The 18,900-nt window shown below is 47.6% G+C and carries 14 protein-coding genes, 1 rRNA gene and 1 other RNA gene; 15 read left to right on the top strand and 1 reads right to left on the bottom strand.

The features are described from left to right. Positions 1 to 179 precede the first annotated feature (179 nt). On the top strand, positions 180 to 2,231 hold the full coding sequence (locus IEX62_RS22185) for a bifunctional diguanylate cyclase/phosphodiesterase (RefSeq protein ID WP_188778388.1): 2,052 nt from the start codon (positions 180 to 182) through the stop codon (positions 2,229 to 2,231). 143 nt (positions 2,232 to 2,374) lie between these two features. On the opposite strand, the gene IEX62_RS22180 is transcribed toward IEX62_RS22185, so the two are convergent. Next, positions 2,375 to 3,019 (bottom strand): DNA-3-methyladenine glycosylase, encoded by a 645-nt coding sequence (locus IEX62_RS22180; RefSeq protein ID WP_188778386.1) that lies wholly within the window; start codon positions 3,017 to 3,019, stop codon positions 2,375 to 2,377. Positions 3,020 to 3,157: 138 nt separating this feature from the next. Between IEX62_RS22180 and speE the strand changes: the two genes are divergently transcribed. From speE to IEX62_RS22110, 14 genes are all read left to right on the top strand, one after another. Beyond that, entirely contained in the window at positions 3,158 to 3,991 is an 834-nt protein-coding gene (speE, locus tag IEX62_RS22175) for a polyamine aminopropyltransferase (RefSeq protein ID WP_188778384.1), read from the top strand. A gap of 267 nt (positions 3,992 to 4,258) precedes the next feature. Further along, a complete protein-coding gene (locus tag IEX62_RS22170; RefSeq protein ID WP_188778382.1) occupies positions 4,259 to 4,702 on the top strand; it encodes a YwiB family protein in 444 nt (147 codons plus the stop codon). 90 nt (positions 4,703 to 4,792) lie between these two features. Next, complete coding sequence (gene argS / locus IEX62_RS22165; RefSeq protein WP_188778380.1) at positions 4,793 to 6,472, top strand: arginine--tRNA ligase; 1,680 nt, start codon at positions 4,793 to 4,795, stop codon at positions 6,470 to 6,472. Positions 6,473 to 6,724: 252 nt separating this feature from the next. Then, positions 6,725 to 7,285: a DNA-directed RNA polymerase subunit delta gene (gene rpoE, locus IEX62_RS22160; RefSeq protein ID WP_188778378.1), complete on the top strand. Its 561-nt coding sequence runs from the start codon at positions 6,725 to 6,727 to the stop codon at positions 7,283 to 7,285. Between the two features lie 452 nt (positions 7,286 to 7,737). Further along, a complete protein-coding gene (pyrG, locus tag IEX62_RS22155) occupies positions 7,738 to 9,339 on the top strand; it encodes a CTP synthase (RefSeq protein WP_188778377.1) in 1,602 nt (533 codons plus the stop codon). 325 nt (positions 9,340 to 9,664) lie between these two features. After that, a complete protein-coding gene (locus tag IEX62_RS22150) occupies positions 9,665 to 10,045 on the top strand; it encodes a response regulator (protein WP_188778374.1) in 381 nt (126 codons plus the stop codon). 286 nt (positions 10,046 to 10,331) lie between these two features. Further along, on the top strand, positions 10,332 to 11,186 hold the full coding sequence (gene fba, locus IEX62_RS22145) for a class II fructose-1,6-bisphosphate aldolase (RefSeq protein ID WP_188778372.1): 855 nt from the start codon (positions 10,332 to 10,334) through the stop codon (positions 11,184 to 11,186). A gap of 221 nt (positions 11,187 to 11,407) precedes the next feature. Then, positions 11,408 to 12,667, top strand: coding sequence for a UDP-N-acetylglucosamine 1-carboxyvinyltransferase (gene murA, locus IEX62_RS22140; RefSeq protein ID WP_188778370.1), 1,260 nt, complete (start codon positions 11,408 to 11,410; stop codon positions 12,665 to 12,667). A 230-nt stretch (positions 12,668 to 12,897) separates the two neighbouring features. Continuing rightward, the gene (gene rho, locus IEX62_RS22135) at positions 12,898 to 14,268 is read left to right on the top strand and encodes a transcription termination factor Rho (protein WP_188778368.1); all 1,371 of its coding nucleotides are present in this window, start codon (positions 12,898 to 12,900) and stop codon (positions 14,266 to 14,268) included. Positions 14,269 to 14,564: 296 nt separating this feature from the next. Continuing rightward, positions 14,565 to 14,831: signal recognition particle sRNA large type (ffs, locus tag IEX62_RS22130), an RNA gene on the top strand. Between the two features lie 290 nt (positions 14,832 to 15,121). Then, the gene (gene dnaX, locus IEX62_RS22125; RefSeq protein ID WP_188778421.1) at positions 15,122 to 16,855 is read left to right on the top strand and encodes a DNA polymerase III subunit gamma/tau; all 1,734 of its coding nucleotides are present in this window, start codon (positions 15,122 to 15,124) and stop codon (positions 16,853 to 16,855) included. A 34-nt stretch (positions 16,856 to 16,889) separates the two neighbouring features. Next, entirely contained in the window at positions 16,890 to 17,201 is a 312-nt protein-coding gene (locus tag IEX62_RS22120; protein WP_188778366.1) for a YbaB/EbfC family nucleoid-associated protein, read from the top strand. Between the two features lie 51 nt (positions 17,202 to 17,252). Next, the gene (gene recR, locus IEX62_RS22115; protein WP_188778364.1) at positions 17,253 to 17,849 is read left to right on the top strand and encodes a recombination mediator RecR; all 597 of its coding nucleotides are present in this window, start codon (positions 17,253 to 17,255) and stop codon (positions 17,847 to 17,849) included. Between the two features lie 918 nt (positions 17,850 to 18,767). Beyond that, a 16S ribosomal RNA gene (locus IEX62_RS22110) occupies positions 18,768 to 18,900 on the top strand; the annotation flags it as partial.

Raw genomic sequence — 18,900 nt, 5'->3', positions numbered from 1 at the left:
ATTTAGCGGCTTAGCAGAAAAAAGCAACTGATCGAATCAATCATCCATGGATTACATCGATTAGCGTGACCGATATTGTTAAATACTAGCGTGGATTGAAAAACGCTTCAGCACATAAGCTTGCTCTCCCTGTATCACGAGCAGGAGCAACACATCAAAGCTGGCTAAAGGAGGATGCTATGGAGCAGTTAACTCTACATTATAACGGATGGATAATTGGCTTATCGGTCATTATTGCCATCGTTGCCGCCTATATTGCACTCAATCTGGCGAGCAAAGTATCACATAGTCGTGGCAAAAGTAAGATCATCTGGTTGTGCTTAAGCTCTTTTGTTATGGGTAGTGGCATATGGTCGATGCATTTTGTAGGCATGCTTGCCTTCCATCTGGAAATGGCCGTGCATTACGATATAACGCTGACCCTATTGTCTGCTCTAGCAGCGATCATTACTTCATTTATTGCTTTTGCGTTTGTCGTTAAGCCCCATCCTAAGCTGTATGAAAATATTATCGCAGGCTTGATGATGGGCATCGGGATTTCAGTCATGCACTATACCGGTATGCACGCGATGCGTATGAACGCAATGATCGCATACGATAAGCAATATGTCGTGTTATCGATTGTGATTGCGCTCGTTGCCTCCTATGGTGCATTATTTCTATTCCATCGTTTCCGGAATCAGCCGGATTTTAGCGTCTGGAAGCTGAGTAGTGCGATCATTATGGGCTTTGCAATTTCGGGGATGCATTATACCGGGATGGCAGCAACGCATTTTCACCATATGCCAGGCTCGATGGATACGACCACCTTTTCCTTCTCTGCCAGTCAGGTGCTGCTTATTACGGCAGTATCTCTCGTGAGCTTTAGCATTCTGGCTGTATCGTGGGCAGCTGTATTTATGGAACGACACTTACTGGAGCGCATGGCGTATAGCGATCCGTTAACCGCGTTACCGAATCGTTATGGATTACAGCGTTATTTCGAAAAAGCCTTTCATGAGAAAATGCAGGGAGCGGTTCTATTTCTCGATCTGGATCGGTTCAAGTCGATCAATGATACGCTAGGGCATGATATGGGGGATGAGCTACTCATTGAGGTAGCACGTCGACTGCGTCAATGCATGCAAGCCGAGCATTTACCCGGTAACAACCAAGTATTTCGGCTGGGTGGAGATGAATTTCTAATTGCGGCAAGTGAGATTCAGCCGGATCATGCGATATCGCTAGCTGAGCGCATCCTGCAATCGATCAAGCAGCCGTATCATTTATCAGGAGATCAGGTATTTGTAACCGGGGGTAGTATTGGGATTGCGTTAGCGCCAGAGCATGGCTATGATCGTACCTCGCTGATGCGTGCCGCCGATACCGCGATGTATGTCTCCAAAAATGCGGGCAAAAATCGCTACAGCATTTTTAATGAAGAAATGAATGTTCGTCAGCTGCGCCGCATGGGTCTTGAAAATGATCTGCGTCAATCGATGGATACGAACCAGCTATTTATCGTGTATCAGCCAAAATGGGATTCGCAGCACGATCGTCTGGTAGGGATGGAGGCATTGCTTCGCTGGAGACATCCTGAGCTGGGGCTTGTATCACCGGGTGAATTTATTCCGATTGCAGAGGAAACGGGACTCATCATACCGATCACCTACTGGATGATTGGTGAGGTATGCGAGCAAAATCTAAACTGGCAGCATGAATTGAAGGTTTTTGTCCCTGTCTCCGTCAATATGTCAGCACGCATGTTTGAAAATCCGTTATTCGCCGGACGCGTGGAGCGGATCGTGCGGCAGAGCGGGCTATCAGCAGAATATTTGGAGCTGGAGATTACCGAGTCCATCGCTATGAACAGTATGGAAGGCACAGTAGAGCAGCTCAAGCATATTCAGTCGCTGGGCATGCGCGTGTCGCTGGACGATTTTGGCACCGGATATTCTTCACTTGGACGGCTGGATGAAATGCCTGTCGATATTATCAAAATGGATCAGATCTTCGTCCGCAAAAGCGATCAGTCCTCCAAGCAAGCGATTGTGAGTACGATCATTGCCATCGCCAGTAATCTGGAGCTGGAGCTTGTAGCAGAAGGTGTGGAAACGGCTGAGCAGGAAGCCTTTTTACAATCAAGAGGCTGTTATCTGATGCAGGGCTATTATTACGGCAAGCCGATGACCGTCGAACAAATGAATGAATGGCTAAAAGAAAAGGTGCTCCACATGCCGCTGGCAGAGTAAATTACTTTGTCTGCGGCTTTTATTTTGTGCAGAGACAAGCGCTGGAGCACCCGTAAAACAGCACCGTACACCATAGCGATATGAGCAACACGGTCATTATCGTTATAGTTGATCCATGAGCTCTGCCCGAACGAACCATCTGCTTACGGAGCATCCAGCGGATGAATATAGGCGAGCGGATTGCTGTTTTTGGCGGATACATAAGGATGATCCTTTATATAAAATCGCCACGGCTTGGCAGCATATTCCTCCGCATAATCAATATTGATGCGCGGGCCGCATTCGATCTCCGTCTCCAGAGAATCGCTGGCTTCCTCGAGCCGTAGCGTGCCACCACTCCCCAGTAGCTGGACGCCATTGAATGACTTATCGATATCCAATGCAAGACACAGCTTGCCCGGGCCGTTACAGAGGGTACGTCTACGGTTCAGCGGAACATTGCGCAATGCCAGCATCCGCTGCTCATCCTTTGTATCCAGCGGCTCTACTGCACGAATAAGCACCGCCTGCGGATCATCCTCGGCACCAGTGACCACATTCAGACAATGATACATGCCATAGATCAGATATACATAAGCGATTCCGCCCTGTCGGAACATCATTTCGGTGCGAGCCGTACGGCGATTGCCATAGGCATGACTGCCTTTATCTTCGGCACCGCCATAGCTTTCCGTTTCTACGATGCGACAGCGAATCTCTCCAGCAGGCGTAATACGACTAATGATCTGTCCCAGCAGTCGAGGGGCTGCTTCGAGTGCGGGTAATTGAACGATTTCTTGAATGGTCATATGTGTGTCTCCTTTCGCGCTATAGAAGGGCTTTGCTTTTGCAGTCCCCCGGGATATCGCGTATAATTCGAGTGAGTTGGAATGGCTACCTATTAGATATGGATGTGTATAACTATATCAGGAAAGAAGGTCATGCAGATGGAATTATGGTATACGGAAAAGCAGACCCCTGTCTTCGGAATTACAGCGAAAATTCGTGAGACACTTGTGACCGAGCAAACCGAATTTCAAGATCTCGCCATGATCGATACCGAGGAGTTTGGACGCATGCTAGTGCTTGACGGCATGGTCATGACGACGGTTAAGGATGAATTTGTCTATCACGAAATGGTCGCTCATCCCGCGCTCCATACGCACCCTAATCCGAAGCATGTACTTGTCGTGGGTGGCGGCGATGGCGGTGTGATTCGCGAAGTGCTCAAGCATCCAGAGGTAGAGAAGGCCGTACTGGTCGAGATAGACGGTAAGGTGATTGAATACTCCAAAAAGTATCTACCCGAGATCGCTGGCGAGCTGGATCATCCGCGCGTCGAGGTGCACGTAGCGGACGGCTATATGCATATCATTGAACATAAAAATACGTACGATGTGATCATGGTCGATTCAACCGAGCCTGTAGGCCCGGCGGCGCCTTTATTTGAAAAAGGCTTTTACCAGGGCATTTACGAAACGTTGAAGGAAGATGGTATCTTTGTCGCGCAGACGGACAATCCATGGTTTAAGGCCGATCTGATTCGTCAGGTTAACCGCGATGTCAAAGAGATATTCCCGATCGTACGTGTATACACAGCGAATATTCCGACTTATCCAAGCGGGCTGTGGACGTTTACTATGGGTAGCAAGGTGTATGACCCGCTGGAAGTGGATGAAGCCTCTATTCCAGAAATGGATAGTAATAAATATTATACCCCGCGTCTGCACAAGGCTGCATTCGCGCTGCCCAAATTTGTCGAGGATCTTTGTAAGTCTTAACGGATAGATGACAGCTATATTAGATTATGACCAGCAGTTCTGCCGTTTCTGGCTGTGCTGCTGGTTTTTGGTGTCGCCAGGCACTGTATGAATCGCTATCAGCAGCCGAAGCGTAGATTGAAGTCAGACTGAACTTTTTCAAGGAAATTGCGGCTTTCCGCTTCATATGATGGTACAATAAGAAGGAGTGCGCTTATTGAATTTATCGTGAAAATGTTCTATATTAGCAAGCCAAGCCGAAGGAATATCCGAAATGGAGCTGGACAGATGACGGAAACTAATGAGGTGCGGCTAACGCTGAGAAGTGAGCAGGATGGAGAGGTTGGTACGACGCATATGGTCGGTCAGGTATTTGCAAAAGGCAATAACCTGTACATCCGTTATGCCGAGCCTCCGCAGCCGCCTCAGCAAGAGATTCGTACCACAGTGAAAATTAGCAATGACGAGATCAAGATTATGCGTCATGGCGGTGTTGAGTCGGAACAGACCTTTCGTCCCGGTGAGCAATTGCTCGGCTTTTACCAATCGCCGTTTACCCGTTTCGAGATGGAAACCTATACACGGTCTCTTCATCATGGACTGAATGGCATAACCGGGCATATCGCATGGGAATATGATCTGTATGTGCATGAACAGCTGAGCGGACGCTTTAAGGTCAGCTTGCATATTCAAGCCAACGACGAATCTCCGGATCATGACTCTGCATCATAAACGCACCAACGTACCAACTGCCGCTTGGCAGACAGGCGCAGCTCCGAACACTCTATTGTGGAGCTGCCGATACAGGAGGAAAGTGAAACAATGACAGCTAATCCATTGGAACAAAGCCGCAATTCCGTAAAGGAAGCCGTTCGTGCTGCTGTACTGGCAGCCGATATCGTGAGCGTAGAAGACCTGCCGGAAGTTGCGCTTGAAGTACCGAAAGACAAAACCCACGGTGATCTAGCGACGAATATCGCTATGCAGCTGACGCGTATTGCGAAGAAGAATCCGCGCCAGATTGCAGAAAGCATCATCGCTAATCTGGATACTGGCAAAAGCGGCATCGAGCATGCTGAGATTGCAGGTCCAGGCTTTATCAATTTCAAGCTGAACAAAAGCTATCTTTACCCGGTGATTGAATCTGTACACGAGCATGGTGATAACTATGGTCGTATCGCTAAAGGAGCAGGTCAACGCGTGGAGGTAGAGTTTGTAAGTGCGAACCCAACAGGCAGTCTGCATCTTGGACATGCTCGTGGCGCTGCATTTGGCGACTCGCTCTGCAATCTGCTTGATTTTGCTGGCTACGATGTGACGCGTGAATACTATATTAACGATGCAGGGAATCAGGTGTCTAATCTGAGCCTGTCGATCGAAGCGCGTTATTTGCAGGAGCTGGGTCAGGATGTACCGATGCCAGAGGACGGTTATCATGGCGAAGACATCAAGGGCTTTGCACGTGAACTGGTAGCGGAAAAGGGCGACAGCCTGCTCTCCATGTCCTCCAGCGAGCGTACCACCTTCTTCCGTGATTACGGACTGAGCAAGGAGCTGGAAAAGATCAAGCGCGACCTGGAAGCCTTCCGTGTTGGCTTTGACATCTGGTTCAGCGAAACCTCACTTTACGAAAATGGTCAGGTGCTCGACGCACTGGATGAGCTGCGCGAGCGTGGACAGATTTTCGAAGAGGAGGGCGCAACATGGCTGCGTACGACCGATTATGGCGATGACAAAAACCGCGTTCTGATCAAAAACGACGGCACATACACCTACCTGACGCCAGACATCGCGTACCACAAGGACAAATACAGCCGCGGATACGATCGTATGATCAATATCTGGGGTGCCGATCACCACGGCTACATTCCGCGTATGAAAGCGGCAATGCAGGCGCTCGGTAATGATCCAGAGAAGCTGACTGTGCTGATTGCACAGATGGTTAGCCTGTTCCAGGACGGCGAAAAGGTAAAAATGTCCAAGCGTACCGGTAAAGCCGTGACGATGGAGGATCTGATGAGCGAGGTTGGCGTAGATGCTGTTCGTTACTTCTTCGCAATGCGTAGTATCGATTCTCATCTGGACTTCGATATGGACCTGGCTGTATCCACGTCCAACGAAAACCCTGTATTCTATGTGCAATATGCTCATGCGCGTATTTGCAGTATTTTCCGTCAGGCAGAAGAGCAGGGCATCGAGCTGCCAGCGCTGTCGGAAATCGACTTCAGTCAGCTGACTACCGAGCATGAGTATGACCTGCTGCAAAAGCTGGGCGAGCTGCCAAACGAAATCGCTGTCGCTGCGGACAACTTTGCCCCGCATCGCCTCATTCGTTACGTATATGAGCTGGCATCGCTGATGCATAGCTACTACAAAGCCGAGCGTACACTGACAGAGGATCGTCCGAAGACACTGGCGCGTCTGGCTCTACTCGGTAGCGTGCGTACGGTTATTGCGAACGTTCTGCGTCTGGTTGGCGTATCTGCACCGGATCGTATGTAATCATCCGCTTGTAAAAGGCGCCGATGTTGTGGAAATTTGCCGCAAATGGGCGCCTGCGAGCGATAATGCCGGATAAATCGTCTATTTTTTGTAAAAAACTTGATTTTTGCAGGCAAATAGGTTTAACTTATCTCAGCATTTTGTATAATGTATCGTATAGTTTAACAATGCCCGTCTCCGGCAGTGCTTTGCTGGCGTTGACCGGAATGAAATAAACAGCCTGAAACTGGATCTGAGAGGAAGTGTCCGTACGTGAGCACACCGCAAGAACTGAAGATCAATCCGGATAAGGTACATGAGATTCCAATGGTGGATCTGGCCTTTGCCGTTTTGAAAAAAATGAATACACCGCTGTATTACCGCGACCTGATGAAGGAAGTAGCTGAGCTACGCGGATATACCGAAGAGCAGGTTAATGAATACATCGCCCAGCTCTACACTGAATTGAACATTGACGGACGCTTTGCCTGTGTAGGTACGAATCTGTGGGGCTTGAAGCGCTGGTATCCGCTGGAGCGTGCAGAAGATCCGATCGCGAATGCGAAACGTCCACGTATCATTAACGATGATAACGACGACGATGATATCGAAGATGATGAGTTCAACAATGATGATACACCGGAAGATTTGGATGAAGATGATGAGATCGAAGAGGACAACTACGATGATGTAGATGAAAACGACGATGACGACATCTACAACGATGAAGAGAGCGAAGAGCTCGTAATCGAAGACGAGGAAGAAGAAGACGACTTCGAGGAAGAAGAAGAAACAGAGTACAACGAAGAAGAAGATAACGAGGAAGAGAAGTAATCTTTTCCTGATCCCGCTTGCTCCGGCAGGCGGGGTTTTTTGTTTATAATCAGGCGATTGGTGTAGCATCAAACCGCCGTCTGGATGTGTTCATGATCGTGATAACGCTATCATTTTACAATGCACAAATCTTTCTGCCGATATGTCTTGACACACAATAAGCCGACAGAGTAAACTATTGCATGGGCTTATGAATTAAACCTTTAAACATATAGATATCCAGCGATTAAACGCTGAAATAATAAAAGTGCCCCGTCACTACGGGTGTCACTTTTTTTGTTTTTTAGAGCGATATCCCCCTATGCATGTTGTATAAAAAAGCCTGCAACCGCGTGGATCAGACAGTGGTCGAATCAGCCGATTCGTCCTATCTTGTCGTGCGTGTAGCAGAGGCTTCATTTATGTATCATGCTGCTTTGAATTTCTGGAAAACCCAATTAGGAGGTCATATTGTGACAAAGTACATTTTCGTAACAGGTGGCGTTGTATCGTCGCTCGGTAAAGGGATTACAGCAGCTTCCCTGGGCCGACTGCTCAAAAACAGAGGCTTAAAAGTAACGATCCAGAAATTCGATCCTTACATCAACGTTGACCCGGGAACGATGAGTCCGTATCAGCATGGTGAAGTATTCGTAACAGACGATGGAGCTGAGACAGACCTCGATCTGGGTCACTATGAGCGCTTTATCGATATTAACCTGTCCAAAAACAATAACGTAACAACAGGTAAGGTTTACTCTTCCGTTATTAGCAAAGAGCGTCGTGGTGAATACCTGGGTGGTACAGTACAGGTTATCCCACACATCACGAATGAAATTAAAGAACGTGTATTCCGCGCAGGTCGCGAAGCAAACTCGGATGTCGTTATCACGGAGATCGGTGGTACGGTCGGTGATATCGAGAGTCTGCCATTCCTGGAAGCCATTCGTCAGATCAAGAGCGATGTCGGTCGTGACAATGTAATGTACATTCACGTTACCCTGATTCCTTATATTAAAGCGGCTGGCGAAGTGAAAACAAAGCCAACGCAACATAGTGTAAAAGAACTGCGCAGCATCGGTATTCAGCCAAACGTGATCGTTTGCCGTACTGAATATGAGCTGTCTGAAGATATGAAAGCCAAAATCGCACTGTTCTGTGATATCGATGCGAATGCAGTTGTAGAATGCCGTGACGCATCCTCCCTGTACGAAGTTCCATTGAACCTGCGTAATGAGGGTCTGGATGATATCGTAGTGAATCACCTCAAGCTGAGTGCTCCTGCACCAGATATGAGCGAGTGGGAAGCACTGCTGAACCGTATTCAGCATCTGGAGAAAACAGTCGAAATCGCGATTGTTGGTAAATATGTAGCGCTGCATGATGCATACCTGAGCGTAGTGGAATCCCTTTCCCATGCCGGTTACCATGCGAATGCTGATGTGAAGCTTCGCTGGGTCGATGCAGAAGAGCTGACCGATGAGAACGTCGCTGAAAAGCTTGGCGGTCTGGGTGGTATCCTGGTTCCAGGCGGCTTCGGTGATCGCGGTATTGAAGGTAAAATCAGTGCGATTCGTTATGCACGCGAGCACAAAGTACCCTACTTCGGTATCTGTCTCGGTATGCAAGTATCCGTTATCGAGTACGCTCGTGCATTTGCAGGTATGAACGGTGCGAATAGCTCTGAGATCAATCCAGCTACACCATATCCGGTTATCGACCTGCTGCCAGAGCAGAAGGATATCGAGGATCTGGGCGGCACCATGCGTCTTGGACTGTATCCATGTAAGCTGCAACCAGGCTCCCTTGCCATGGAATGCTATGGTGAAGAGCTTGTATACGAGCGTCACCGTCACCGGTACGAGTTCAACAACCAGTACCGTGAGCAGATCGAAAGTGTTGGTATGAAAATTTCCGGTACATCTCCAGATGGTCGTCTGGTTGAGATCGTGGAAGTGCCAGATCATCCGTGGTTCCTGGCTGTACAATTCCATCCGGAATTTACTTCCCGTCCAAACCGTCCGCAACCATTGTTCCGTGAGTTCGTGAAAGCTTCCATCGAACACCAGGGCTAAAAGAAGCGCCGGGTTTACGATTATAAGGTTAAATTGCATTTTGCGCAACCACCCGTATAGGAAACATAGATACGGGTGGTTTTTATTTGTGCCAGATCATCGTTTCTAAACACGATGAGTCCAATCCTATATATAAGGAAAGCATCGCTACATACACTGTCTAATTTTTCATACTAAGGAAGGATTCGGAGCTTGGATGGCGAATGTAATCAACCATGTCTGTACACGCTTTAGATCAAGTGACCGTGGCAGCTCGTCATCACTTCTGCATATCCATACCAGCACTAATGAAACCGATTAGCATCGAAGAAGGGAAAGGTGACAGATGGAACAGAAAAAAATACTAATCGTAGATGATCAGAATGGAATTCGCCTACTTCTTGTCGAGTTATTTTCTAATGAGGGCTATGACATGTTTCAGGCTGCCAACGGCAAGGAAGCACTGAATATTGTAGAGCAGCATGTACCGGATCTCGTACTGCTCGATATGAAAATTCCAGGCATGGATGGTCTGGAGATTTTGCGCCATATCAAGCAGACACATCCGCATATCCATGTCATTATGATGACAGCGTATGGAGAACTGGATATTATCCAGCAGGCAAAGGATCTGGGTGCACTGAGCCATTTTACCAAGCCTTTTGATATCGATGAAATGAGAGAAGCGGTCGATCGCTGTCTGCGTGGCAGTAGTGTAGATCACTAAACGACAGGACGATCCAGTTGGATCGTCCGTTTTGATATACAATGTCTGCGAGCGTATACACGACCATGCGATTTTGATGTGAAGCTACCTCGGTTTACATAAATCACATGACTTCAGTAAGGTAAAAGGTCACATAAATCGTGATAAAATGGCGTAAATATGCACAAATTGTTTGTTTAGCATTTAAAGCGGGTTGTGTTATAATAGGCACGTATGCAGTAGCGGCTTACACAATATGGGACATACTGGATAGGATGTGCCCAACATATTTGAGGAGGATGTCATTATGCCATTAGTATCTATGACAGACATGCTGAACAAAGCACTTGAAGGAAAATATGCAGTTGGTCAATACAACATCAACAACCTGGAGTGGACACAAGCGATCCTGGGCGCAGCGGAAGAAGAAAAATCCCCAGTTATTCTTGGTGTATCTGAAGGTGCAGCTCGTCACATGGGCGGCTTCACTACTGTTGTAAAAATGGTAGAAGGTCTGCTGCACGACATGAAAATCACTGTTCCAGTTGCAATCCACCTGGATCACGGTTCTAGCTTTGACAAATGTAAAGAAGCAATCGATGCTGGCTTTACTTCCGTTATGATCGATGGTTCCCACCACCCAATCGAGGAAAACATCGAAATGACGAAAAAAGTCGTTGAGTATGCTCATTCCAAAGGCGTTTCCGTTGAAGCTGAAGTTGGTACAGTAGGCGGACAGGAAGACGACGTAATCGGCGGTATCATGTACGCTGACCTGGACGAGTGCGTACGCATCGTTAAAGAAACAGGCATCGACACACTGGCACCAGCACTGGGTTCCGTACACGGTCCTTACCATGGCGAGCCTAACCTGGGCTTCAAAGAAATGGAAGAAATTCGTGATGCAGTAAAACTGCCACTCGTACTGCACGGTGGTACAGGTATTCCTAAACACGACATCGACAAAGCGATCTCCCTGGGTACGTCCAAAATCAACGTAAACACAGAGAACCAAATCGCATTTGCAAAAGTTGTTCGTGAAGTACTGGCTGAGAAACCAGATGCTTACGATCCACGTACATTCATCGCTCCAGGTCGTGAAGCGATCAAACAAACCGTAATCGGCAAAATCCGCGAGTTCGGTACAAGCAACAAAGCGTAATTCGCTTTTTGAGTTAGCTTGGTGTATATTACAGTATGCAGAAGTTAAAACAAGACGATTTATCGCAATGAACGTAACTTTTATGCACTAGATGCGTTGAATTAAATAGGTTGAACATGGGAAGTACACCGCTCAGACGGTGTCTTTCCATTTTAACCGCCAAAAATGCCAATATGTATCGTTTTATCGGCTGCAAAATACGTAGGGGGATACTAAGCTTTATGGAAAAATTGATGATCAGCGGCGGAAGTCCGTTGCAGGGAACTATCACCATCAGTGGTGCGAAAAACAGCGCCATTGCGCTTATTCCTGCGGCATTGCTCGCCGAATCGGAAGTTGTGCTGGATAATTTGCCACTTCTGAGCGATGTGGCGGTTTACGCAGAAATACTAGAGAATCTTGGCGCAACCGTAAGCTGGAACGAGCTGGATAACCAGATGCGTATTGATCCAAGTGACGTACGTTCAATCCCAATGCCCAATGGGCCTGTCAAAAAACTAAGAGCATCCTATTATATGATGGGAGCACTGCTTGGTCGTTTTGGAGAAGCTACGATCGGCTTGCCAGGTGGCTGTAACTTTGAGCCTCGACCAATCGATCAACATATCAAAGGCTTTGAAGCGCTTGGCGCAACGGTAACGAATGAGCATGGTTCGATTCATTTATATGCAAAAGAGCTTCGCGGTGCGAAGATTTATTTGGACGTAGCCAGTGTAGGCGCGACCATCAACATTATGCTGGCGGCAGCAAGAGCCAAAGGCCATACAATTATTGAAAACGCGGCGAAAGAGCCTGAGATTATAGATGTTGCAACATTACTGAACGCCATGGGTGCCGTAATTAAAGGTGCCGGAACCGAGACCATTCGTATTGAAGGCGTCTCTGAAATGCATGGCTGCAAACACTCCATTATTCCTGACCGTATTCAGGCAGGTACGTATATGATCGCAGCAGCGGCAACGCGCGGCGATGTGATTATCGACAATGTCATTCCCAAGCATCTTGAGGCATTAACAGCTAAGCTGCTGGAAATGGGTGTGCATGTGGATGAGCTGGATGAAGGTATTCGTGTTATCGGTAAATCGACTTACACGCATGTCGATGTCAAAGCATTGACCTATCCGGGCTTTGCGACTGATCTTCAATCACCGATGACGAGCTTGCTCACACAAGCACAGGGGGTTAGTGTACTGAGCGATTTTGTGTACAGTAGCCGCTTTAAGCATGTGCCGGAGCTGGCGCGCATGGGCGCGAAGATTAAGGTGGAGGGACGTTCTGCTATCATTGAGGGCGGCCCGCTGAATGCAGCTAAAGTGAAGGCAACGGATCTGCGTGCAGGTGCTGCACTGGTCATTGCTGGCTTGACGGTGCCGGAAGGCGTGACAGAAGTATCTGGTGTTGAATTTATTGATCGGGGTTATGACCATCTGGTTGATAACCTGCGCCATCTCGGTGCCAATGTTTGGAGAGAGATGCTGTAGCTTTCAGCATCTTTCCATTATGATTGTTCCTCTTACCCCTGGGGGAGAATTCATTTGTATTTTGCAAAATACATACCTCTTGAATATCTCCTCCCAACAATGGGTAATGCTATCCTATGAATGGATTCAGAACGTATCCACTCCTGACGATTCAACCTTCTGATTGATTCCCAACATCTTCCATCACTTGTCTTCACACTCCCGACTAAAATTGAATAGGTGGTTATGGTATGGATTTACAAATTTCCGATCTGGAAGAAATGAAGCTGACAGATCTGTACAAGCTGGCCAAGCAGTATCAGATTCCATATTACGGACAGCTTAAGAAAAAAGAATTAATTTTTGCGATTTTGCGTGCACAGGCAGAGCGTAGCGGCTTGATGTTTATGCAAGGTGTACTGGAAATTTTGCCTGAGGGCTATGGTTTTTTACGACCAATCAACTACCTGCCAAGTGCTGAAGATATTTATATCTCTGCTTCTCAGATTCGTAAATTCGATCTGCGTACAGGTGACCTGGTGTCCGGTAAATGTCGAGCACCAAAAGAAAACGAACGCTATTTCGGCTTGCTGCAAGTCAATGCGGTAAATGGCACCAGCCCGGAGCAAGCGGCAGAACGTCTGCACTTCCCGGCGCTCACCCCTCTCTACCCACAAAAGAAACTCGTGCTTGAAACAGCTCCTAATAAATTATCCACTCGCATTATGGATGTTCTCGCTCCTGTAGGTCTTGGACAGCGTGGTCTGATTGTAGCACCGCCCAAAGCAGGTAAAACACTGCTACTCAAAGAGATCGCGAACAGTATTTCCGAAAACAACCCGGAGATTGAACTATTCGTGCTGCTGATCGACGAGCGTCCGGAGGAAGTAACGGATATGCAGCGTTCGGTTAAAGGTGAAGTGGTGGCTTCTACATTTGATGAATTGCCGGAAAATCATATCAAGGTAGCTGAGCTTGTACTGGAGCGTGCTCTGCGTCTGGTCGAGCATAAAAAGGACGTTGTCATCCTGATGGACAGCATCACTCGCCTTGCGCGTGCATATAACCTCGTCATTCCGCCATCGGGACGTACGCTCAGCGGTGGTATCGACCCTGCGGCGTTCCATCGTCCAAAGCGCTTTTTTGGTGCGGCTCGTAATGTGGAGGAAGGCGGTAGCCTGACAATTCTGGCAACCGCATTGATCGATACCGGCTCTCGTATGGACGATATCATTTACGAGGAGTTCAAAGGTACAGGTAATATGGAGCTGCATCTGGATCGCAAGCTGTCCGAGCGCCGTATTTTCCCTGCGATCGATATTCGCCGCTCCGGCACACGTCGTGAGGAGGATCTGCTGGCGAAGGAAGAGCTGGACACGATCTGGCATATCCGCAAAAATATGAACGAAACGCCCGACTTCGTCGAAGGCTTCCTGAAAAAGCTGCGTAACTCCAAAACCAATCAGGAATTCCTGGCATCGTTCGATATCACTGAGGAAGGCAAGACCACATCCGGTTCTGCCAACGGCTCCAACGCGAAAAAGCCAGCATCCTCTGGTGGCACATCAGGTACCGGACGACGTACCACTCGTTCCACCGCCACATCGGCAACCACGAACTAAGCTTGCGGTTTCGTTGGACAAGCACAAGCAATAGGTCTATCCGCCATCAAGCTTACAGATATAAGAACTGTAGTATCGCAAGTCTCGCTTATTCACTTTTTGTATCTGTAGGGAGTGATGCTGGAGCATGAATGAGGACTGAACAGGTCGACTTATGTATTACTCATTTATTGCAGTGTCATCGATACTCTATACGTTAGCGGTATCTCGACATTTGCCGTATGCTTGGTGTCTTGTTCTGCCAGTTCGATATAACGGTTGCAAATGCATGCTAATCCCGGTATAATTATATAATGCCGTGCTAGATGGGGAGGTAGCGGTGCCCTGTAACTCGCAATCCGCTGTAGCGAGATTGAATTCCTGTCCTAGGTATTGTCGATGTGAGGCAGGTATCTGAGCTCAGTGTTGACGGGTGGGTCCTTCGCAAGGAACTCCTGTGAACCTGGTCAGGTCCGGAAGGAAGCAGCCATAAGCAGTTTCGTTCTTGTGCCGAGGGAGTGCCTACCCTGAGCTGTTGCTCAGAAGAACCGTTCGGATCGCAATTATCGAAGACAGGTGCACGGTATATAATACAGCATATTCAAAACACCTTTTGCACATTGCAGGGGTGTTTTTTTGCTTGTTAAAAGGGCTGTTTCGGTTTTGTTAAAGGCCGATTTATAGTATAATAAAGAGCAGGATATAACGCTTTGTCATCGCCTTATGAAGAGGCGAGCAGGAGCTTGATGTATAGGCTTATTACAGGGCAAAGCCTAATTTCTATCGTGTTTTTGATTTTCAAGCAGGGGGTACAGGAAAAAGGCTTTTGCATAGCAAAAGACCGTACCTCGATATGCAGAAGGAAGGTAAGCAAGTGGAACACATCGCACTTTATCGTGCTTGGCGGCCGCAGTCGTTTCAGGACATGGTAGGACAGCAGCATATCATTCAGACACTGCAAAATGCCATTCGGGAAGAGCGTATTTCACATGCGTACCTGTTTAATGGTCCCAGAGGAACAGGGAAAACGTCAGCAGCCAAAATACTGGCAAAGGCGATTAACTGTGAAAAAGGCCCTTCCGTTGAGCCGTGTAACGAATGTGAAACTTGCAAAAGGATCACTTCGGGCAATATTATGGACGTGCTGGAGATTGACGCCGCATCCAACCGTGGTGTGGAGGAAATTAGGGATCTGCGGGAAAAGGTAAAATATGCGCCTACCGAAGTTCGGCGCAAAGTATATATCATCGATGAGGTCCACATGCTGACGACGGAGGCGTTCAATGCGCTGCTGAAGACGCTGGAAGAGCCGCCAGGGCATGTGGTCTTTATTCTGGCCACAACCGAGCCTCACCGTCTGCCAGCAACGATCATTTCACGGTGCCAGCGTTTTGACTTCCGCAGAGTATCGTTGCAGGAGCAGGCGCAACGTCTGGAGTTAATCGCTTCTCAGGAAGGAATGGAGGCGGATCCAGATGCACTGGAGTATATCGCACGTCTATCCGATGGCGGTATGCGTGATGCGCTAAGTATTCTCGACCAGGTATCTGCTTTTACCGAGGGTAAGATCACCTATCCGCAGGTGCTGCAAATGACCGGAGGCATTGCTTCCGAGCAATTTGCCGAGCTGGCGACCGCATTGCTGCAAGGCGATGTAGGACGGGTACTGCAAATGGTCGAGTCGTTTATGCAGGAGGGCAAGAGCGCAGAGAAATGTATGGAGAATCTGCTGTACTATTTCCGTGACGTGCTTATGATCAAAATGATCCCGAATGCAGGCGACCTGACCGAGCGGATGCTGAATCCGGATAATTTCCGCGATACAGCATCTGCATTTAGCCGGGAGCAGCTATTCGCTATTATCGATACGCTCAATCATTACCAGACAGAAATGAAGTATGCGACACAGCCACAGATGCTATTTGAAGTAGCGCTGCTCAAGCTGAGCGGCTTGTCCAGTCAAGGTGGCGCAGTTGCTAGTGATGCAGGTATGAGTACGACTGCACAGCCAGCTGCCGCTGATGAGGTTCGTCAGCTTAAGCAACAACTGGCAGCACTGGAGCAAAAGCTGGAAAAAGCGATTAAAGCTGGTGGTGTAGGTGGCGATTCATCGGGTAATAGCGCTCCAGCAGGAAGACGTGCTCCAGCGCCTCGTATTTCATCAACAGCGAAGATTCCGTCGCAGATGAACCAGTATGTCGCTAACCGAACGCATGAGGATTTTACCCGCGTTTCTGGCTCATGGAGCAAGGTGCTGCAACGAGTGAAGGAAGTCAAGGTGACGATTCATGCCTGGTTTGTGAACTGTGATCCGGTATCGATCCATGAGGATGCTATTCTAGTAGCGTTCAAGCATGATATGCACCGGGAAACGATTGAGAAGGCAGCGAACCGTCAGGTGGTAGAATCTGTACTGGAGGAAGTACTGGGTAGTCCGTATCGACTCGTTACGATGATGCAAAAGGACTGGCTAGAAGCGATTGAAGGTACAAGTGAGCAGCCTGGCGAAGAACTTAAGCTGGAGCATGAGCAAGAAGACAAGGGCGAAGCGTTAGTGGATGAAGCGATTCAGCTGTTTGGCGAAGAACTCATTGTCATTAAAGAATAATACAATAACCATTTGACCAGAGGAGATGATCGTAATGGGTAACATGAACCAGATGATGAAGCAGGTAAAGAAAATGCAGGAGCAAATGCTCAAAGCACAGGAAGAGCTGGGCACTAAAACAGTTGAAGGTACATCCGGTGGCGGCGTTGTTTCTGTTGAAGTAAACGGACACAAAAAAGTACTGGCTATCAACATCAAGCCAGAAGCAGTAGATCCAGACGATGTAGAAATGCTGCAAGATTTGGTGATGGCAGCTGTTAATGATGCAATGACTAAAGCTGAAGAGCTAGCCAACAAAGACATGGGCAAATTCACAGGCGGAATGAACATTCCAGGCCTGTTCTAAAATTATAGATCGGCATTCATGCAATGACCGGTCTCAAAGGAGATCGCTGTATTGTACTATCCCGAACCGATTGCCAAGTTGATCGATGCTTTTACGCACCTGCCAGGGGTTGGACCGAAGACAGCAGGGCGATTGGCGTTTCACGTACTGCGTATGCAGGAGGATGATGTGATCGATTTTGCCAAAGCCCTGGTCAATGTGAAGCGCAATCTTCATTATTGCTCGGTCTGCGGTAATATTACCGATGCAGACCCTTGCCAGATCTGTCAGGACAAAACGCGCGACGCCTCTGTTATTTGCGTGGTGCAGGAGCCTAAGGATCTGGTGGCAATGGAGCGTACCAAAGAATTCAACGGCTACTATCATGTATTGCATGGCGCAATTTCACCGATTGAAGGGATTGGACCAGAAGAGATCAAGCTCAAGGAGTTATTGAACCGCCTTAGTGATGAGCGGGTGCAGGAGCTTATTCTGGCGACCAACCCGAATATTGAGGGAGAAGCGACAGCTATGTACATTTCCAGACTTGTAAAGCCATTTAACCTGCGAGTGACTCGTATCGCTCATGGTCTGCCTGTCGGCGGCGATCTGGAATATGCAGATGAAGTAACCTTGTCCAAAGCACTGGAAGGACGACGTGAGCTATAAAGGCGAGCTGTAATTGTTCAGGCTTTGCGATCGTATACGAGTGCGAGATCATTCAGATCAGTTATGAAACTGCATGGTATTGGATGTTCTCTAGACCAAATGTATAAAATAGATGTATGAAAATCAGATTGCTACCGATAGATTAACCGACACTCACCTATAAGCAGTGAGTGAAAGTAAATAACGAATTGCTTATTCACCCAGAGAGGATACGTTAACGCGTATCCTCTTTTTTATGGCATTACATGCTCGCCAACAAAATAAAAACTGAAAACATGCCGGCGCCGATATCCAACTGACACCGATACCAATGCATAACAGTAGGATAACTTACAATCAAGCAGCCTGAGCCGGAGACGATAAAGATAAACTCATAAAAAAGGTAGTAACAGCAGAAAAGTGAAGTGATACAGACAGATAAGCCACGATATAGCCCGATCTTCGTACAGAATTCCCACAATACATTACGTTATACACCGCATGAATAGCCTTCAATAAAGATTGATTAATTTAGGAATTGACGAGTACTAAATGAACATGCTATATTAATCAACGGTCATTATTTTATGACCTGAGCAATGAATATCATCACTTTAAAATGATTTTCAAAAAAAGTGTTGACACTCTGAAGTTCACATGATATATTATAAAAGTTGTCACGAACGAGTGACAATGAAAGAAAAGATATCATCAGCTTCCTTCGTGAAGCGCTTTGAAGCGAAAAACACTTCAAAAAAAGTGCTTGACGAACGAAACACAACATGATATGATATAAAAGTTGCTGCGAGAGACACTGAGCGGCAACGAAAGAGTTTGATCTTTGAAAACTGAACAACGAGTGAGTGAAGAACTTCGGTTCTTCAAAATTATAGAGAACAGCAATGTTCTCGCCAGCAAGAAATGAGCACGTCAAACACTTTATTGGAGAGTTTGATCCTGGCTCAGGACGAACGCTGGCGGCGTGCCTAATACATGCAAGTCGAGCGGAGTCGATAGGAAGCTTGCTTTCTTGAGACTTAGCGGCGGACGGGTGAGTAACACGTAGGCAACC

Origin of the sequence: Paenibacillus hunanensis (assembly GCF_014645615.1) — a bacterium.
Taxonomy (GTDB): Bacteria; Bacillota; Bacilli; order Paenibacillales; family Paenibacillaceae; genus Saccharibacillus; species Saccharibacillus hunanensis.
This window is presented reverse-complemented; position numbering and strand designations above follow the sequence as displayed.

Excerpts from the sequence above, each read along its gene's own strand:
- murA (WP_188778370.1), top strand. The coding sequence starts at position 11,408 with ATGGAAAAATTGATGATCAGCGGCGGAAGTCCGTTGCAGGGAACTATC.
- IEX62_RS22180 (WP_188778386.1), bottom strand. The coding sequence starts at position 3,019 with ATGACCATTCAAGAAATCGTTCAATTACCCGCACTCGAAGCAGCCCCT.
- argS (WP_188778380.1), top strand. The coding sequence starts at position 4,793 with ATGACAGCTAATCCATTGGAACAAAGCCGCAATTCCGTAAAGGAAGCC.
- IEX62_RS22120 (WP_188778366.1), top strand. The coding sequence starts at position 16,890 with ATGGGTAACATGAACCAGATGATGAAGCAGGTAAAGAAAATGCAGGAG.
- fba (WP_188778372.1), top strand. The coding sequence starts at position 10,332 with ATGCCATTAGTATCTATGACAGACATGCTGAACAAAGCACTTGAAGGA.
- IEX62_RS22150 (WP_188778374.1), top strand. The coding sequence starts at position 9,665 with ATGGAACAGAAAAAAATACTAATCGTAGATGATCAGAATGGAATTCGC.
- IEX62_RS22185 (WP_188778388.1), top strand. The coding sequence starts at position 180 with ATGGAGCAGTTAACTCTACATTATAACGGATGGATAATTGGCTTATCG.
- rho (WP_188778368.1), top strand. The coding sequence starts at position 12,898 with ATGGATTTACAAATTTCCGATCTGGAAGAAATGAAGCTGACAGATCTG.
- IEX62_RS22170 (WP_188778382.1), top strand. The coding sequence starts at position 4,259 with ATGACGGAAACTAATGAGGTGCGGCTAACGCTGAGAAGTGAGCAGGAT.
- speE (WP_188778384.1), top strand. The coding sequence starts at position 3,158 with ATGGAATTATGGTATACGGAAAAGCAGACCCCTGTCTTCGGAATTACA.